Origin of the sequence: Streptomyces sp. NRRL S-337 (assembly GCF_000720175.1) — a bacterium.
In the GTDB taxonomy this organism is placed as follows: Bacteria; Actinomycetota; Actinomycetes; order Streptomycetales; family Streptomycetaceae; genus Streptomyces; species Streptomyces siderophoricus.
Genome location: NZ_JOIX01000029.1, coordinates 67,372 through 81,864 on the forward strand (window position 1 = coordinate 67,372; position 14,493 = coordinate 81,864).

Annotated in this window: 13 protein-coding genes and 1 pseudogene; 9 read left to right on the forward strand and 5 right to left on the reverse strand. The window is 70.6% G+C overall.

Annotated features, from left to right (window positions below):
- Positions 1-61: 61 nt before the first annotated feature.
- The 3 genes from IG62_RS43310 to IG62_RS0121235 are packed head-to-tail and all read left to right on the forward strand — an operon-like array spanning position 62 to position 4,019.
- Complete coding sequence (locus IG62_RS43310) at positions 62-868, forward strand: hypothetical protein (protein ID WP_063755381.1); 807 nt, start codon at positions 62-64, stop codon at positions 866-868.
- A complete protein-coding gene (locus IG62_RS0121230; RefSeq protein WP_051798380.1) occupies positions 865-2,850 on the forward strand; it encodes a GMC family oxidoreductase in 1,986 nt (661 codons plus the stop codon). The genes IG62_RS43310 and IG62_RS0121230 overlap by 4 nt, the downstream gene beginning before the upstream one ends.
- Positions 2,847-4,019 carry a ferritin-like domain-containing protein gene (locus IG62_RS0121235; RefSeq protein ID WP_030805386.1) on the forward strand — a complete coding sequence of 391 codons (1,173 nt, stop codon included), beginning with the start codon at positions 2,847-2,849 and terminating at the stop codon, positions 4,017-4,019. Before IG62_RS0121230 ends, IG62_RS0121235 begins: the two co-directional genes overlap by 4 nt.
- On the opposite strand, the gene IG62_RS0121240 is transcribed toward IG62_RS0121235, so the two are convergent.
- Both IG62_RS0121240 and IG62_RS0121245 read right to left on the reverse strand, forming a co-directional pair.
- The gene (locus IG62_RS0121240; RefSeq protein ID WP_030805388.1) at positions 4,016-4,231 is read right to left on the reverse strand and encodes a DUF397 domain-containing protein; all 216 of its coding nucleotides are present in this window, start codon (positions 4,229-4,231) and stop codon (positions 4,016-4,018) included. The genes IG62_RS0121235 and IG62_RS0121240 overlap by 4 nt on opposite strands.
- Positions 4,210-5,055 (reverse strand): helix-turn-helix domain-containing protein, encoded by an 846-nt coding sequence (locus tag IG62_RS0121245; RefSeq protein ID WP_030805391.1) that lies wholly within the window; start codon positions 5,053-5,055, stop codon positions 4,210-4,212. Before IG62_RS0121245 ends, IG62_RS0121240 begins: the two co-directional genes overlap by 22 nt.
- A gap of 129 nt (positions 5,056-5,184) precedes the next feature.
- On the opposite strand from IG62_RS0121245, the gene IG62_RS0121250 reads away from it, so the two are divergent.
- On the forward strand, positions 5,185-5,436 hold the full coding sequence (locus tag IG62_RS0121250) for a hypothetical protein (RefSeq protein ID WP_030805394.1): 252 nt from the start codon (positions 5,185-5,187) through the stop codon (positions 5,434-5,436).
- 71 nt (positions 5,437-5,507) lie between these two features.
- Positions 5,508-5,984, forward strand: a complete 477-nt coding sequence (locus tag IG62_RS0121255) for a hypothetical protein (RefSeq protein ID WP_030805399.1) — start codon at positions 5,508-5,510, stop codon at positions 5,982-5,984.
- Positions 5,985-6,045: 61 nt separating this feature from the next.
- On the opposite strand, the gene nadA is transcribed toward IG62_RS0121255, so the two are convergent.
- Entirely contained in the window at positions 6,046-7,233 is a 1,188-nt protein-coding gene (nadA, locus tag IG62_RS0121260) for a quinolinate synthase NadA (RefSeq protein WP_030415445.1), read from the reverse strand.
- 288 nt (positions 7,234-7,521) lie between these two features.
- Between nadA and erpA the strand changes: the two genes are divergently transcribed.
- Positions 7,522-7,878: an iron-sulfur cluster insertion protein ErpA gene (erpA, locus tag IG62_RS0121265; protein ID WP_030070025.1), complete on the forward strand. Its 357-nt coding sequence runs from the start codon at positions 7,522-7,524 to the stop codon at positions 7,876-7,878.
- Between the two features lie 96 nt (positions 7,879-7,974).
- On the opposite strand, the gene IG62_RS0121270 is transcribed toward erpA, so the two are convergent.
- A complete protein-coding gene (locus tag IG62_RS0121270; RefSeq protein ID WP_030805410.1) occupies positions 7,975-9,483 on the reverse strand; it encodes a hypothetical protein in 1,509 nt (502 codons plus the stop codon).
- A 256-nt stretch (positions 9,484-9,739) separates the two neighbouring features.
- Here IG62_RS0121270 and IG62_RS0121275 point away from each other — a divergent pair, with 256 nt between their 5' ends.
- Positions 9,740-10,717, forward strand: a complete 978-nt coding sequence (locus IG62_RS0121275; protein WP_030805413.1) for a carbohydrate kinase family protein — start codon at positions 9,740-9,742, stop codon at positions 10,715-10,717.
- A 44-nt stretch (positions 10,718-10,761) separates the two neighbouring features.
- Here the strand turns inward: IG62_RS0121275 and IG62_RS0121280 are convergent, their stop codons facing one another.
- Entirely contained in the window at positions 10,762-12,243 is a 1,482-nt protein-coding gene (locus IG62_RS0121280; protein ID WP_030805416.1) for a cysteine desulfurase/sulfurtransferase TusA family protein, read from the reverse strand.
- A gap of 329 nt (positions 12,244-12,572) precedes the next feature.
- Between IG62_RS0121280 and coxB the strand changes: the two genes are divergently transcribed.
- Together coxB and IG62_RS42090 are read left to right on the forward strand one after the other, a co-directional pair.
- The gene (coxB, locus tag IG62_RS0121285) at positions 12,573-13,535 is read left to right on the forward strand and encodes a cytochrome c oxidase subunit II (protein ID WP_030415449.1); all 963 of its coding nucleotides are present in this window, start codon (positions 12,573-12,575) and stop codon (positions 13,533-13,535) included.
- A pseudogene (locus tag IG62_RS42090) lies at positions 13,532-14,493 on the forward strand (cbb3-type cytochrome c oxidase subunit I); the annotation flags it as partial. The gene coxB and the pseudogene IG62_RS42090, both read left to right, overlap by 4 nt.

Genomic DNA, 14,493 nt, shown 5'->3' on the forward strand with positions numbered 1-14,493 from the left:
GCCGGAGTTGAGAAGCATGGCCACCGGTATATGCCGCATATGCCGCTCCGGGAGGAGAACGATGACCGTCCCCGCATCGCCCGCCGACGACGAGCCGAACGAACTCCCCGACGACGAGCCCCGCGATTCACCCGACGGGCCCGCAGGCCACCTCCCCGTCCAGCCCGCCGCCCAACTCCCCGACGAACTCACCGACTTCGTCACCCACTGCGTCCCGCTCACCGGCTTCGCCGCGTTCGACCTGCACGCCACCGGTACGGCCCGCCTCTACCTCGACACCGCCCGCCGTCAGGTCGGCGAGGGCCGCTTCGCCGCGTTCTGGGCCGCCTGGAAACGCGCCGTCGAGGAAGGGCACGGCCCCGAGGTGCTCACCCCCACCCACCGCGAGGTGGCCCGGGCCCTGATCTACCTCTGGTACACCGGTGCCTGGCCCCGTCTCGCCCCGGCCGCGCACGCCGACCTGCGGCGCGAGAGTGCCAACACCGAGTTCGTCCCCGCGCCGAGCGCCTACGTGGAGGGCCTGGTCTGGCGTACCTTCCACGGCCACCCGGCAGGCGCCAAACCACCGGGCTTCGGCACCTGGGCCGTCAAACCCCCCGAGCTGCCCGACACCGCCCGCCTCCGCGCGGACCTCGGACTCGCGGACGTCCCCTACCGCACCGGCCTGGCCGCCGAGGTCCCTCCGGAGGACATCCCCGCCCACCTGCTCCCCGGCCAGCGCGTCAGCCGCGACGTCCCACCGTCCGCCGTCCCCACCGCGGCCGCCCCCGCGACCCCTGAAGCCCCCGCGACCCCTGAAGCCGCAGTCACCCCCGAGGGCACAGTCACGCCCGAGGTCCCCGTCACCCCCGAGGAGGGCATGTCATGACCGAGACCGTCTCCGCGGAGGGCGCCGCCCGCCGCCGCTACGACGCGATCATCGTCGGCGGCGGCTGGGCCGGCTCCGCCCTCGCCAAGCGCCTGGGCGCGCAGGGCTGGCAGGTCCTCGTCCTGGAGGCCGGCAACGGCGGCACCGAGACCTGGCCCGGCTACCTGGACTCGCTGGCCACCTTCTACTCGGCCGTGGCCAAGGTCCCCAACTCCGCCTACCGCCCCAACAAGGCCGCCCCCTCCCCGGACGTCCTCGACCTCGCCCCGGTGCGCAACCCGCAAGCCGGCGAGCCCGAGTTCACCGCCCACGGCTATTTCGTCCAGAACGGCCAACTCCCGTACGGCACCGACTACTTGCGGGAGCTGGGCGGCGCCGCCATGCACTGGCTCGGCGCCGTCCCTCGGATGCTCCCCGACGACTTCGCCACCCGCAGCACCTACTCCTACGGCCTGGACTGGCCGCTCACCGCCGAGGACCTCCAGCCCTGGTACGCCGAGGCCGAGCGGGAACTGGGCGTCGCCGGCCACGCCCAGGAGCAGAAGGAACTCGGTGTGATCACCGACCCCGCCTACGAGTACCCGATGCACCACATCCCGCAGAGCTATATCGACCAGTACTGCGACCACCGTCTCCGGGACACGGTGATCGACGACACCGTGGCCCAACTCCCGTACACCCTGCGGACGTTCGGACTGCCCCAGGCCCGTAACTCCACCCCGAACCCCGCCTACCGGGCCCCGTACCGCATCGAGGGCGCCGTCGGCCTGCCCAACTACGGCGAGCGCTGCGTGGGCAACGCCAGCTGCGTCCCCATCTGTCCGGTCCAGGCCAAATCCCATCCGCTGCGCCTCCAGGCCGCCTGGCCGCCGTCCGTCACCCTGGCCACCCGGTGCGTGGTCACCCGGGTACGGGCCACCTCGGCCGGCACCGTGACGGGCGTCGAATACCGCACGTACACCGACCCCGCCTCCCCGGTCAGCCGCTCCTACGTGGCCGAGGCGGACGTGGTGGTGCTCGCCGCGCACGCCATCGAGAACGCCCGGCTGCTGCTCTTCTCCGGCCTCGCCAACGCCAGCGGGCAGGTCGGCCGCAACCTGATGGACCACCCCACGATCCTCAACTGGGCGCTCGCCCCCGAGGCCGGCGGGCCGGTCGGGCCGTTCCGCGGCCCCGGCCACACCTCCGGCTGGGAGGTCTTCCGCGGCGGCCCCGGGCGCCGCGCCCGCGCCCCGTTCCGCATCGAGATCGGCAACTGGGGATGGGGCTGGGCCACCGGCGCCCCCATGAGCAACGTCGCCACCGCGCTCGGCATCGGCGGCGACAAGGACGGCAACGTCCGGCCCGACGGCGTCTTCGGCCCCGAACTGCGCCGGCTGCTCGGCAGCTCCATCGGCCGCCAGCTGCAACTGCAGATCGCCGTCGAGCAGTCCGCCGACCCCGGCAACCGCGTCACCATCGACCCCGCCCGCCACCGCGACGCGATGGGCAACCCCCGGCCGATCCTCACCTACAACCTCGACGACCACGTGCGCACCGGCCTGTTCGCCGCCCGCCTCGTCGCCCAGCAGATCTTCGCGCGGCTCGGCGCCACCGACTACACCGACCACGCCCCGCACGACGGCGTCCCGCCCCTCGGCCACTTCGTCCACACGGTCGGCGAGCGGACCCTGGACCTCGCCTACAGCGGCGCCGGCCACGGAGCCGGCACCCACATCATGGGCACCGACCCCAAGACGTCCGTGGTCAACGCCGACCAGCGCACCCACGACCACCCCAACCTCTACGTCATCGGCTGCGGCAGCATGCCGTCGATCGGCACCAGCAACCCCACGCTCACGATGCTGGCGCTGGCCCTGCGCAGCGCCGCCCAGATCCACCGCGACCTCGCGGCCGCCCGCCGCCCGGTGAACGTCCGGCCCCCGGAGGGGACGAGCACGGAACGGCCAAAGACCCCGGAGAAGGAGAAGGTGACCGCGTGATCACCGCCCTCGCCCTGGACGCCCAGGGATTCGGCATCCCCAAGGACCTGAAGACCCTGCGCGCGTACCTCCAGGCGGCCCTGGAGGTGGAACACCTCACCATCCCGGTCTACATGACCGGCATGTACTCGATCCTCTCCGGCACCAACCGCCCCGCCTACTTCGCCATCCGCAGCGTCCTGTTGGAGGAAATGCTCCACATGGCGCTCGCCGCGAACCTCCTCAACGCGGTCGGCGGCACCCCGGACGTCGGCCACTCCCGGTTCGTCGCCAAGTACCCCGCCAAGCTCCCCTTCAGCAGCGACCAACTACCCCTCATCGGCCTCCAGCACTTCTCACCCGCGGCCCTCCGCACGTTCCTCACCATCGAAACGCCCCGCAAGCTGGCCCCCAGGCCCAAGCCGGGCGACGGCTGGACGTCGATCGGCCAGTTCTACGACTCCATCCGCCAGGGCCTGGAAAACCTCGTCAAGGAACACGGCGAGGCCGCGGTCTTCACCGGCCCCGCCACCCGCCAGGTCGGCCCGGACGACTTCTACAACTCCGGCGGCGAGGTCTTCACCGTCCACGACCTGAAGTCGGCCCGGTTGGCCATCCGGGTGATCAGCGACCAGGGCGAGGGCACCGACGGCACGATCTGGGACAGTGACGACCTGATCTTCGGCGAACAGCGCCAGCTGGCCCACTACTTCCGCTTCAACGAGATCTACACCGGCCGCAGTTACGGCCCCCACGACACCCCCGCCGACCCGCCCAGCGGCCCCCTGATCGACGTCACCTGGGACGACGCGTACCCGATCCACGGCGACTCCAAGATCGCCGACTACCAGAGGTACGCCACGACCAGCGCGGTCTACGAGCAGGCGGTCGCCTTCAACACCCGCTACGCGGCGCTGCTGCGCTACCTCCACACGGCGTTCAACGGCACCCCGCGCGCGATGGCCCTCGCGATCCCCACCATGCTGGAACTCCGCGACCGCTCCGAGCAGCTGTACCGCAACCCGCACCCCGACCCGGAACTGGCCGCCCGGGGCCTGTACGCCAGCCCCACCTTCGAACTCGATCAGTCCCAGTTCGACACCGTCGGCCCCACGGTCGAGGAGAACGTACGGCTGGCCGGCCTGGAGCCCGGCCAGCCGATCGACCTCTCACCCGTCCCGTCCCACTAACCGCCCAGGGACGGCCCGTCCTTCACCATCCCGACGAACGCGGCCCACGCGGCCTCGCCGATGCATATCGCGGGGCCGCCGGGGTTCTTGCTGTCCCGGACGGGGACAAGACCGGGGATGTTGTCGGCTACCTCGACGCAGTCGGCCCCGTCATTGTTGCTGTAGCTGCTCTTGCGCCAGGTGGCCTTGCTCAGTTCGGGGCTGGTTCGCATCGCTCGTATCCCTTCATCGCCTGCCGGATCAGGTCTGCAGAGTCCCTTGGCGAAAGAGCGTACGCGCGCAGTTCGTCGTAGCTTCCCCAGCGCTCGTTCACCTCTGCCGGGTCCTCCATGATGTGGCCGCGACCCCGGTATTCGTCGTACGCCACCATCTTTCCGCCCGGAAGCCTGAGAAGCAGCGTCGGGCCATCCATCAGCAGGTATCCACCGTGCGAGAACGCAAGCACTTGGATCTTGGTGGTCGGCGTATCGACCAGTGGCAGAAGCGCCTTGAGCTGCTCGTGCATGACCCTGGGTCCGCCAAGGGGGCGGTGGAGGATCGCCTCGTCGAGGATCGCCCAGTAGCGCGGAGGTGTCGCGGAACGCAGTCGCTCTTGGCGTCCGAGGCGAACTCGCACGCGTTCCTCGACCTGCTCCGGCGTTACTTCGGGCCGCTGGCTCAGCAGAGCGCGGGCGTATCCCTCCGTCTGCAGCAGCCCGGGCACGATATGCGTCGCGAAGGCTTCGATCACCTCTGCCTGCGCCTCATAGTCCATCAAGCGGCGGTAATAGTCCGGGGGCGTCTCCCGTTTGGCCAGCTGATACAGCCCGTGGAAGTGCTTGTCCGTGCCGAACGCCGCGTCCAGCGCGGCCGGCAGCTCCGGTGGAGGCAGCAATTCGGCGACCTCCACCCGCCCCAACGTGCTCTTGCTGAAGTTCACGATGTCCGCCAGCTGCACCAGCGACAGTCTCGCCAGCTCGCGGTGGCGGCGCTGCTCCGCCCCGAAGTAGTGCCGGGCGGACAGGTACGGGGTCAGTTCCTTCGGCGTGAACTTCATGGCGTCTCGTCTCTCACTCGTCCCACGCTCAACAGGTAGACGCAAGGCCCCTGTTGAGAGCTCGCCTCACTCGGCAACCATGTCGATACACACCGTAATCAGCCGACCAACCCAGCGAAAGTAGGTCATATGTTCGATGGTTCGCCGTGGCGGCTGTTGCCGTGGACGGGGCCGGACGGTCAGCCCTGCTACCTGCACACGGACGGCCCGGAGAGCCGGATGTCGATGCTGGCCGACGACATCGAGGAGCAGATGCTCGCCGCGGCCGAGCTGCTGCTCGACGAGCCCACCGCGGAATCCAGGGTGCTGCGGCTCGCGCTGCGGGACGTCGTCCGGATCGCCGTGAGCCGGGGCGACCGGCTCGCCGAATGCGGGGGGTGATGGGAATGTAGCCGTGAGTACTGGTATGAAAAGACGACAAAGCGACGTCAGAAGCGAAAGGCAGGTAGCCCGTGCTCTCCGCACCGACCGGCAAGGCCGCCCTCGTGCCCGCTGCCGGGCTCGCCTGTGCGCTCACCTTCGCGCTGGGGCCCGCCACCGCCCCGCCCGCCGTCGCCGCGCCCGCCGCCGCGACCCGCCCGGCGGCCGGACCCCTCGCCGGCGTACGGGTGGCGATCACCGGCGGGCTCTTCACCGCCAGCCTCGGCATCATCTGGACGACCGGGCGGACCGTCTACGGCCACCCCTGTGCGGCGGCCGGCGACGCCCCCACGCCGTTCACCGCACTGGTCGACGCCGAGGACGAGTACCACTTCGGCCTGGAGGCGCACTGGGACGCCGCCACCAAGGACTTCGTCGTCGACAACATCCACGGGGACGCCGCCGACGGGAAGAAGTGGAACGCGTACGTGAACGACACCAAGATCACGACCAGCCCCTGCGCCACCGCGATCAAGGACACGGACAAGGTCCGCTGGACCCTGGAATAGCCGGAGAGGGGCGGAGAGGGCCGGCGCGCCCCAGGGGCGCCGGCCTTCGCCGCCACCGCCCCTACGGAAGCGCCAGCATCCGCTCCAGCGCCAGCTTCGCGAAGCTCTCGGTCTCCTTGTCGACCTGGATGCGGTTGACGACCTTGCCGGCCGCCAGCGACTCCAGGGCCCACACCAGGTGGGGGAGGTCGATGCGGTTCATCGTCGAGCAGAAGCAGACCGTCTTGTCGAGGAAGACGATCTCCTTGTCCTCGGAGGCGAAACGGTTCGCCAGGCGGCGGACCAGGTTCAGCTCCGTACCGATGGCCCACTTCGAGCCGCGCGGGGCGGCCTCCAGCGCCTTGATGATGTACTCCGTCGAGCCGACGTAGTCCGCCGCCGCCACGACCTCGTGCTTGCACTCGGGGTGGACCAGCACGTTCACGCCGGGGATGCGCTCGCGCACGTCGTTGACCGAGTCCAGCGAGAACCGGCCGTGCACCGAGCAGTGGCCGCGCCACAGGATCATCTTCGCGTCCCGCAGCTGCTCGACGGTCAGGCCGCCGTTCGGCTTGTGCGGGTTGTAGACCACGCAGTCGTCCAGGGACATGCCCATGTCCCGGACGGCGGTGTTCCGGCCCAGGTGCTGGTCGGGCAGGAACAGCACCTTTTCACCCTGCTCGAAGGCCCAGTCCAGCGCCCGCTTGGCGTTGGAGGAGGTGCAGATCGTGCCGCCGTGCTTGCCGGTGAAGGCCTTGATGTCGGCGGAGGAGTTCATGTACGAGACCGGCACGACCTGCTCGGCGATGCCGGCCTCGGTGAGCACGTCCCAGCACTCGGCGACCTGCTCGGCGGTCGCCATGTCGGCCATCGAGCAGCCCGCGGCCAGGTCGGGGAGGATGACCTGCTGGTCGTCACCGGTGAGGATGTCGGCCGACTCGGCCATGAAGTGCACACCGCAGAAGACGATGTACTCGGCGTCCGGCCGGGCGGCGGCGTCCCGCGCGAGCTTGAAGGAGTCGCCGGTCACATCGGCGAACTCGATGACCTCGTCGCGCTGATAGTGGTGCCCGAGGACGAAGACCTTGTCCCCGAGCTTCGCCTTTGCCGCGCGGGCGCGCTCGACGAGGTCGGGGTCCGAGGGGGCCGGCAGATCACCGGGGCACTCCACGCCGCGCTCGCTCTTCGGGTCGGCCTCGCGGCCGAGGAGGAGCAGCGCGAGCGGGGTCGGCTGGACGTCCAGGGGCTGGGCGGTGGTCACGACACGCACCCTCTCTTCTCTGCAGACAACTCTGAGGCACGCGCCTTTCTACGGGTGCATGCCTTTTCGTCTATTTGACGCTATCTATCATAGCTGCTTCACGTCACTTTGACGATGGCCATAGTGTCGATGTGACGCATCAGCACCCCGCCGTGTGCGGTAGGCCACCAGTTCCCGGCGGCCGGTGTGCGAGCATGAAAAGAGACAACGCCCAGCCGGAATGAATTCCGGGGCGTCGCCGGTTGCAGCTTGTGGCATCCGATGACAAGCGGTCCGTACAACCCGGGAGAGATGTAGATGAGCGTGCAGGACGAGAAGACCACCGTCAGCGACGGCATCATCCTGTCCGACGCGGCCGCGTCGAAGGTCAAGAGCCTGCTGGAGCAGGAGGGCCGGGACGACCTCGCGCTGCGGGTGGCCGTTCAGCCCGGTGGCTGCTCCGGTCTGCGCTACCAGCTCTTCTTCGACGAGCGGTCGCTCGACGGCGACGTCGTGAAGGACTTCGACGGCGTCAAGGTCGTCACGGACCGGATGAGCGCCCCCTACCTCGGCGGTGCCTCCATCGACTTCGTCGACACCATCGAGAAGCAGGGCTTCACGATCGACAACCCGAACGCCACGGGCTCCTGCGCCTGCGGCGACTCCTTCAGCTGAGGAGTCCGCTCCCGCGAGGAGCACGGGACACATACGAAGGCGGCGTCCCCTCGGGGGCGCCGCCTTCGCCGTGCCGTCACCGCTTCCGGCGCGGCGTCATCGCTTCGGCACGGCCTCACCGGTCGACACGTCGATCACCTTCCGGCCGTCCAGCGGCTTCTGCAGCTCCACGGTCTTGGTGAACTCCCGGGCGATCTTCACGCAGATCTGCCCCGGCTTCTTGTCCCGGGCGGTGACCTTGGTCTTCACGGCCGTGGCCGACTCCTCGACGCTCACCGAGTAGACGCTGCACACCCCGCCCCAGAAGTGCACGGTCAGCTTCCGGCCGCCGTCCCCGACGTCGTACGACTCCAGTGCCATCACGCCCGGCTTCCCGGACGGCGGCTTGGGGGTGGGCTCCTTGTGGGCCAGGTACTTCGGGTCCACGGCCGGATGCGTCACCGTCGTCGTGGTGGCGTCCGGGCCGTTGCCGGTGCCCGGCTGGCGGACCTTGAACAGCCACGACGGCACCAGCGCCTGGCCGCCGTCCACGTACTGCACCGCGAGCCCGAAGACCGCGCCGGTCACCTCGGCCGGCTGCTGGCCCTTGGTCGGCGCCGGCTCGCAGGGCGCGATCTGGTCGCCCTTGCCGTCCGAGCCGCCCTTGCGGCCGGGCGTGGAGGGGCAGGGGGCGGGCTTGCGGCCGTCGCCCGAGTTCAGCCGCGCGAGCGTCTTGTCGGCATTCAGCACGGGATAGACCGCGCCCTTGACCGGCTTCGCCAACTGCCCGCTGCCGCCGACCACTTGACCGTCCGAGCCGACCTGCAGATCACTCTGCCAGCCGTACGTCGGCAGCCCGCCGAGCACCGGGTTCGCGGTGACGATCCGCACCGCGCCGGACAGCCCGCTCGCGTCGACCGCGGCGTCCTGCTGGCCGAGCGCCGTCAGCACCGGCCGCACCGCCCGCTTCGCCTTCTCCGGCGACACCGCGCCCGCGCCGCTGCCGTCGTCCCGCGTCGCGATGTCCCCGCCACCGCGGTACGAGGGACAGCCGGGCCGGCTCGACGGCCCGCCGCCCGGCCGCTCCTGGCCGGTCCTGCCCTTGGGAGAGGCGGGCAGCGCGCAGTTCGTACCGCCCGGCGTGCCGTACTTGGAGAACGTCCAGGAACCCGAGCCGCTCTTGGTCACCTGGAGGATCGGCCCGCGGGCGTCCGGGGTGACCTCACCGACCTTCCAGGTGCTGCCCTCCGACCTGACCTTTCCGGCCACATCCAGCGCCTTCGCCAGCCGTTCCACCGTCTCCCGGGCGACCTCGCCCTTCGGGCGGTACACCGGGGCGGACCCCGGACCGCCCGGCAGTTTCGCCACGGCCTTGTACTTCGCCCCCTGCGGGTTGGGCTCCCCGGCCGCTATCGAGCCGCCCGAATAGCCGTCGAGCGCCAGCGGCGGCGGATTGCCGTGCCCGGAGCCCGGCCCGGAGCCGGCGCCGTCGGACGCGGACGAGGCCCAGTACGCCGCGCCGCCCCCGGCCACCAGCACCGCGGCGGCCATCGAGGCGACCACGAGCCGGGTGCGGCGCGTGCGCTTCTTGGGATCGGTGGTGTCAGGGGTGTCCTCGGCGTTCACCGCATCGCTCCTTCAGCTCCGCTGAACTTCTGGCCTGCCTGCCCGCCTCTGAGGGGGACGCCGATGGGACGGACCCGGGCCGGATCCGGTTCCCCGGCGCCCGCGGCCGGCGGCCCGGCCGGGCGGATCTACTATGGGAGGGTTTGCGCGGCCACCGGCTGCCAGCTGTCCCGGTTGACCGGCGGGGCACCCTCCCGACCGGTACCGTTTTCCCCGTCCGCCGCCCCTCACGCCGTCCCACAGGAGCAGACCCGTCGTGCGTATCGCAGTCACCGGCTCCATCGCCACCGACCACCTGATGACCTTCCCCGGCCGCTTCGCCGACCAGCTCGTGGCCGACCAGCTGCACACGGTCTCCCTCTCCTTCCTGGTCGACCAGCTCGATGTCCGCCGGGGCGGCGTCGCCCCCAACATCTGCTTCGGCATGGGCCAGCTCGGCATCCGTCCGGTCCTGGTCGGCGCCGCGGGCACCGACTTCGAGGAGTACCGCGCCTGGCTCGACCGCCACGGCGTGGACACCCGCTCCGTGCGCATCTCCGAGGTCCTGCACACCGCCCGCTTCGTGTGCACCACCGACGCCGACCACAACCAGATCGGCTCCTTCTACACCGGCGCGATGAGCGAGGCCCGGCTGATCGAGCTGCAGCACGTCGCCGAGCGGGTCGGCGGCCTGGACCTGGTCCTGATCGGCGCGGACGACCCGGAGGCGATGATCCGGCACACCGAGGAGTGCCGCAGCCGCGGAATCCCGTTCGCCGCGGACTTCTCCCAGCAGATCGCCCGGATGGACGGCGAGGGCATCCGCAACCTCATGGAGGGCGCGGCCTACCTCTTCTCCAACGAGTACGAGAAGGGCCTGATCGAGTCCAAGACCGGCTGGACCGCCGACGAGATCCTGGCGAAGGTCGGCACCCGGATCACCACCCTCGGCTCCAACGGCGTCCGCATCGAGCGGGTCGGCGAGCCCGCCATCGAGGTCGGCGTCCCCGAGGAGAAGACCAAGGCCGACCCCACCGGCGTCGGCGACGCCTTCCGCGCCGGCTTCCTGTCCGGCCTGGCCTGGGGCGTCAGCCTGGAGCGCGCCGCCCAGATCGGCTGCATGCTCGCCACCCTGGTCATCGAGACCGTCGGCACCCAGGAGTACGAGCTGCACCGCAGCCACTTCATGGACCGCTTCACCAAGGCGTACGGCCACGAGGCCGCCGCCGAGGTCCAGCAGCACCTCGCCGCCTGACCCGACCGGGCCGGGCGGTTCCCGCGCCGGCCCGTTTCCGCACGTCAGACGCGGCGCCGCACCATGTACGCGGCGCCGCGTTCGGCCGCCCGCTCTCCCACGTACTCCTGGTCGCGCATCCCGCACCAGGCGGGGATGTCCTGCCGGGCGGCCTCGTCGTCGGAGAGCACCGTCACCGTCCCGCCGACCGGCACCTGCCCGATGGCCTTCGCCAGCTCGATGACCGGGATGGGACAGCGCCGCCCGAGCGAATCGACGACCAGGCCGGCGGGCACCGCTTCCCCCGCGGCCTTTTCCGCGGCAGCCCCGGCGGGCTCCGCCGCGACGGCCGGTGAAGGCCCCTGCGGCGCGGCCCCTGCGGTGTCCGCCGCTCCGGCGCCCGGCTCCGCCCCCCGCACCCCCAGCCGCTCCCGCACCGACCGCACGACCCCCGGCAGCACCTCCAGGAACCGCTCCACGTCCGCCTCGGCCGTGCCGTACGGCAGCGAGATGCGGACGTTGCCCTCGGACAGCACCCCCATCGCGCGCAGTACATGGCTCGGCGTCAGGGTGCTGGACGTACAGGACGATCCGGACGAGACGGAAAAGCCGGCCCGGTCGAGCTCGTGCAGCAGGGTCTCCCCGTCGACATAGAGACAGGAGAAGGTGACGAGGTGGGGGAGGCGGTGCACCGGATCGCCGACCACCTCCACGTCCGGGACCAGCTCCGGCACCCGGGTGCGGATCCGGTCCACCAGCTCCCGCAGCCGGGCCGCCTCGGTGTCGGCCGCCGGCCCGGACCGCAGCGCGCGCAGCGCGGCCGCGGCCGCGACCACCGCCGGGATGTTCTCGAAGCCGGCGCTCCGGCCGGCCTCCCGCTCGTCCCGCGGCCCCTGCGGCGCGAACCGGGTGCCCTTGCGGACCGCGAGGAGCCCGACGCCGGGCGGGCCGCCCCACTTGTGGGCGCTGGCCGTCAGCAGCGACCAGGCGCCGGGCACCGGCCCCCACGCCAGCGACTGCGCGGCGTCCACCAGCAGTGGCACCCCGGCCTCCTGGCACAGCTCGGCCACCTCCTCGACCGGCTGCTCGGTGCCCACCTCGTGGTTGGCGGACTGGACGGCGACCAGTGCGGTGTCCGGGGTGAGTGCGGCCGCGACGTCCCCGGCGGCCACCCGTCCCGTACGGTCCACGGCCAGCTCCGCGACGGTGCCGCCGGCCGCGGCATGGGCCTCGGCGGCGTGCAGGACGGAGGAGTGCTCGACGGCGGAGTGCAGCAGCCGGCGGCCGGCCCGGCGCCGGCCGGCCAGCGCACCGGCCACCCCGGCGTGCACCGCCTGGGTACCCGAAGGGGTGAAAACCAGTTCGTCCGGGCGGCAGCCGACGGCCTCGGCCGCGGCTTCCCGCGCGGCGTCCAGCAGCAGCCGGCCGCGCCGGCCCTCGCGGTAGAGCCGCGCCGGGTCAGCCCAGCCCTCGTCGAGCGAGGCGAGCAGCGCCTCACGGGCGACGGGATGGAGGGGAGCGGCGGACGCGGCGTCGAAGTAGGGCACGTACCCGACGTTAGTCCCCCGGGCGGCGGTCGGTGGTGGGCCCACCGGAGTGGTCCGTTCCACCCGCCCCCGGGCCGAGGCCGGGCGCGCCGTCAGATGCCTGGTGGGAGCGGGTAATCGGGTGTGCCGGAGGCGGCCCGCGGCGGGCCCGGCCACCCCTTAGGGGTGGCTCGCGGCGCGTTGGGCACCCTCCCCGCGCGACCCCAAATAGCGTCCAGTAGGGTTTGGTCCGCATAAACATCCAAACCCCTGCCCGACGCAGGGCGGCGACCGACCAGCGAGTAAGGCCGCAGCCGACCGCGCGGGCGAGACTCTCGGGAAGGCGCTACGTGAGTCCCAACGGCTCCGACCGCTCGTCGCGGCGCCCGATGCGGCGGAAGCTGCCGCAGGTGCTTGCTGCGGGCCTGGTCCTGGCGACCGCTACAGGTTGCACATACAAGGACTTCCCCCGCCTCGGCATGCCAACGCCCGTCACCGACGAGGCGCCGCGGATCCTCTCTCTTTGGCAGGGCTCCTGGGCCGCCGCCCTCGCAACGGGCGTGCTGGTGTGGGGCCTGATCATTTGGAGCGTGATCTTCCACCGCCGCAGCAGGACCAAGGTGGAGGTCCCCGCGCAGACCCGGTACAACATGCCGATCGAGGCGTTGTACACGATCGTCCCCTTCATCATCATCGCGGTGCTGTTCTACTTCACCGCGCGTGATGAGAGCGCGCTCCTGAAGACTTCCAAGAAGCCGGACCACGTCGTCAACGTGGTGGGCTTCCAGTGGAGCTGGGCGTTCAACTACCTGGAGAACGTGGACGGCAACAAGTCGACCACGAACATCAACTCCAGCGCGCTCTCCGCGATCCCGGACAAGTGGAAGAAGACCGCGCCGGCCGGTGCTGACGGTGTCTACGACACCGGCACCCCCGGCGAGCGCAACCCGCAGACCGGCAACCCGGGTCCGACCCTGTGGCTGCCGAAGGGCGAGACGGTCCAGTTCGTGCTGACCTCTCGTGACGTCATCCACTCCTTCTGGGTGGTGCCGTTCCTGATGAAGCAGGACGTCATCCCGGGCCACACCAACGTCTTCGAGGTGACCCCCAACAAGGAGGGCACCTTCATGGGCAAGTGCGCCGAGCTCTGCGGCGTCGACCACTCCCGGATGCTCTTCAACGTCAAGGTCGTGTCCCCTGAGCGGTACCGGGCGCACCTGAAGGACCTGGCGAAGAAGGGCCAGACCGGATACCTGCCGTCGGGCATCAAGCAGACGGATCACGCCAGGAATGCGGAGACGAAGAACCAGTGAGCATCCTCAACGAACCTCAGGGTGCCGCCGCCGATACGGCTCCGGCTGCACCGCCCGTCCGCAAGAAGCAACCCGGTATCGCTGCCGTGAAGTGGCTGACGACCACTGACCACAAGACCATCGGCACGATGTACCTGGTCACGTCGTTCGCGTTCTTCTGCGTCGGCGGCCTGATGGCGCTCCTCATGCGCGCCGAACTGGCCCGCCCGGGTACGCAGATCATGTCGAACGAGCAGTTCAACCAGGCGTTCACGATGCACGGCACGATCATGCTGCTGATGTTCGCGACGCCGCTGTTCGCCGGATTCGCGAACTGGATCATGCCGCTGCAGATCGGCGCGCCCGACGTGGCGTTCCCGCGGCTGAACATGTTCGCGTACTGGCTCTACCTCTTCGGCTCGCTCATCGCGGTGGCCGGCTTCCTCACCCCGCAGGGTGCCGCCGACTTCGGCTGGTTCGCCTACTCCCCGCTGTCGGACGCGGTCCGCTCGCCGGGCGTCGGCGCCGACATGTGGATCATGGGTCTGGCCTTCTCCGGCTTCGGCACCATCCTCGGTTCGGTCAACTTCATCACCACGATCATCTGCATGCGTGCGCCTGGCATGACGATGTTCCGGATGCCGATCTTCACCTGGAACGTGCTGCTGACCGGTGTGCTGGTCCTGCTGGCCTTCCCGGTCCTGGCCGCCGCGCTGTTCCATCGCGCTGCCGTTCTTCGGCATCATTTCCGAGGTCATTCCGGTGTTCTCCCGGAAGCCGATGTTCGGTTACATCGGTCTGATCGCGGCGACGATTTCGATCGCCGGCCTTTCGGTCACGGTGTGGGCGCACCACATGTACGTCACCGGCGGCGTGCTGCTGCCGTTCTTCTCCTTCATGACGTTCCTCATCGCCGTTCCGACCGGTGTGAAGTTCTTCAACTGGATCGGCACGATGTGGAAGGGCTCGCTGTCCTTCG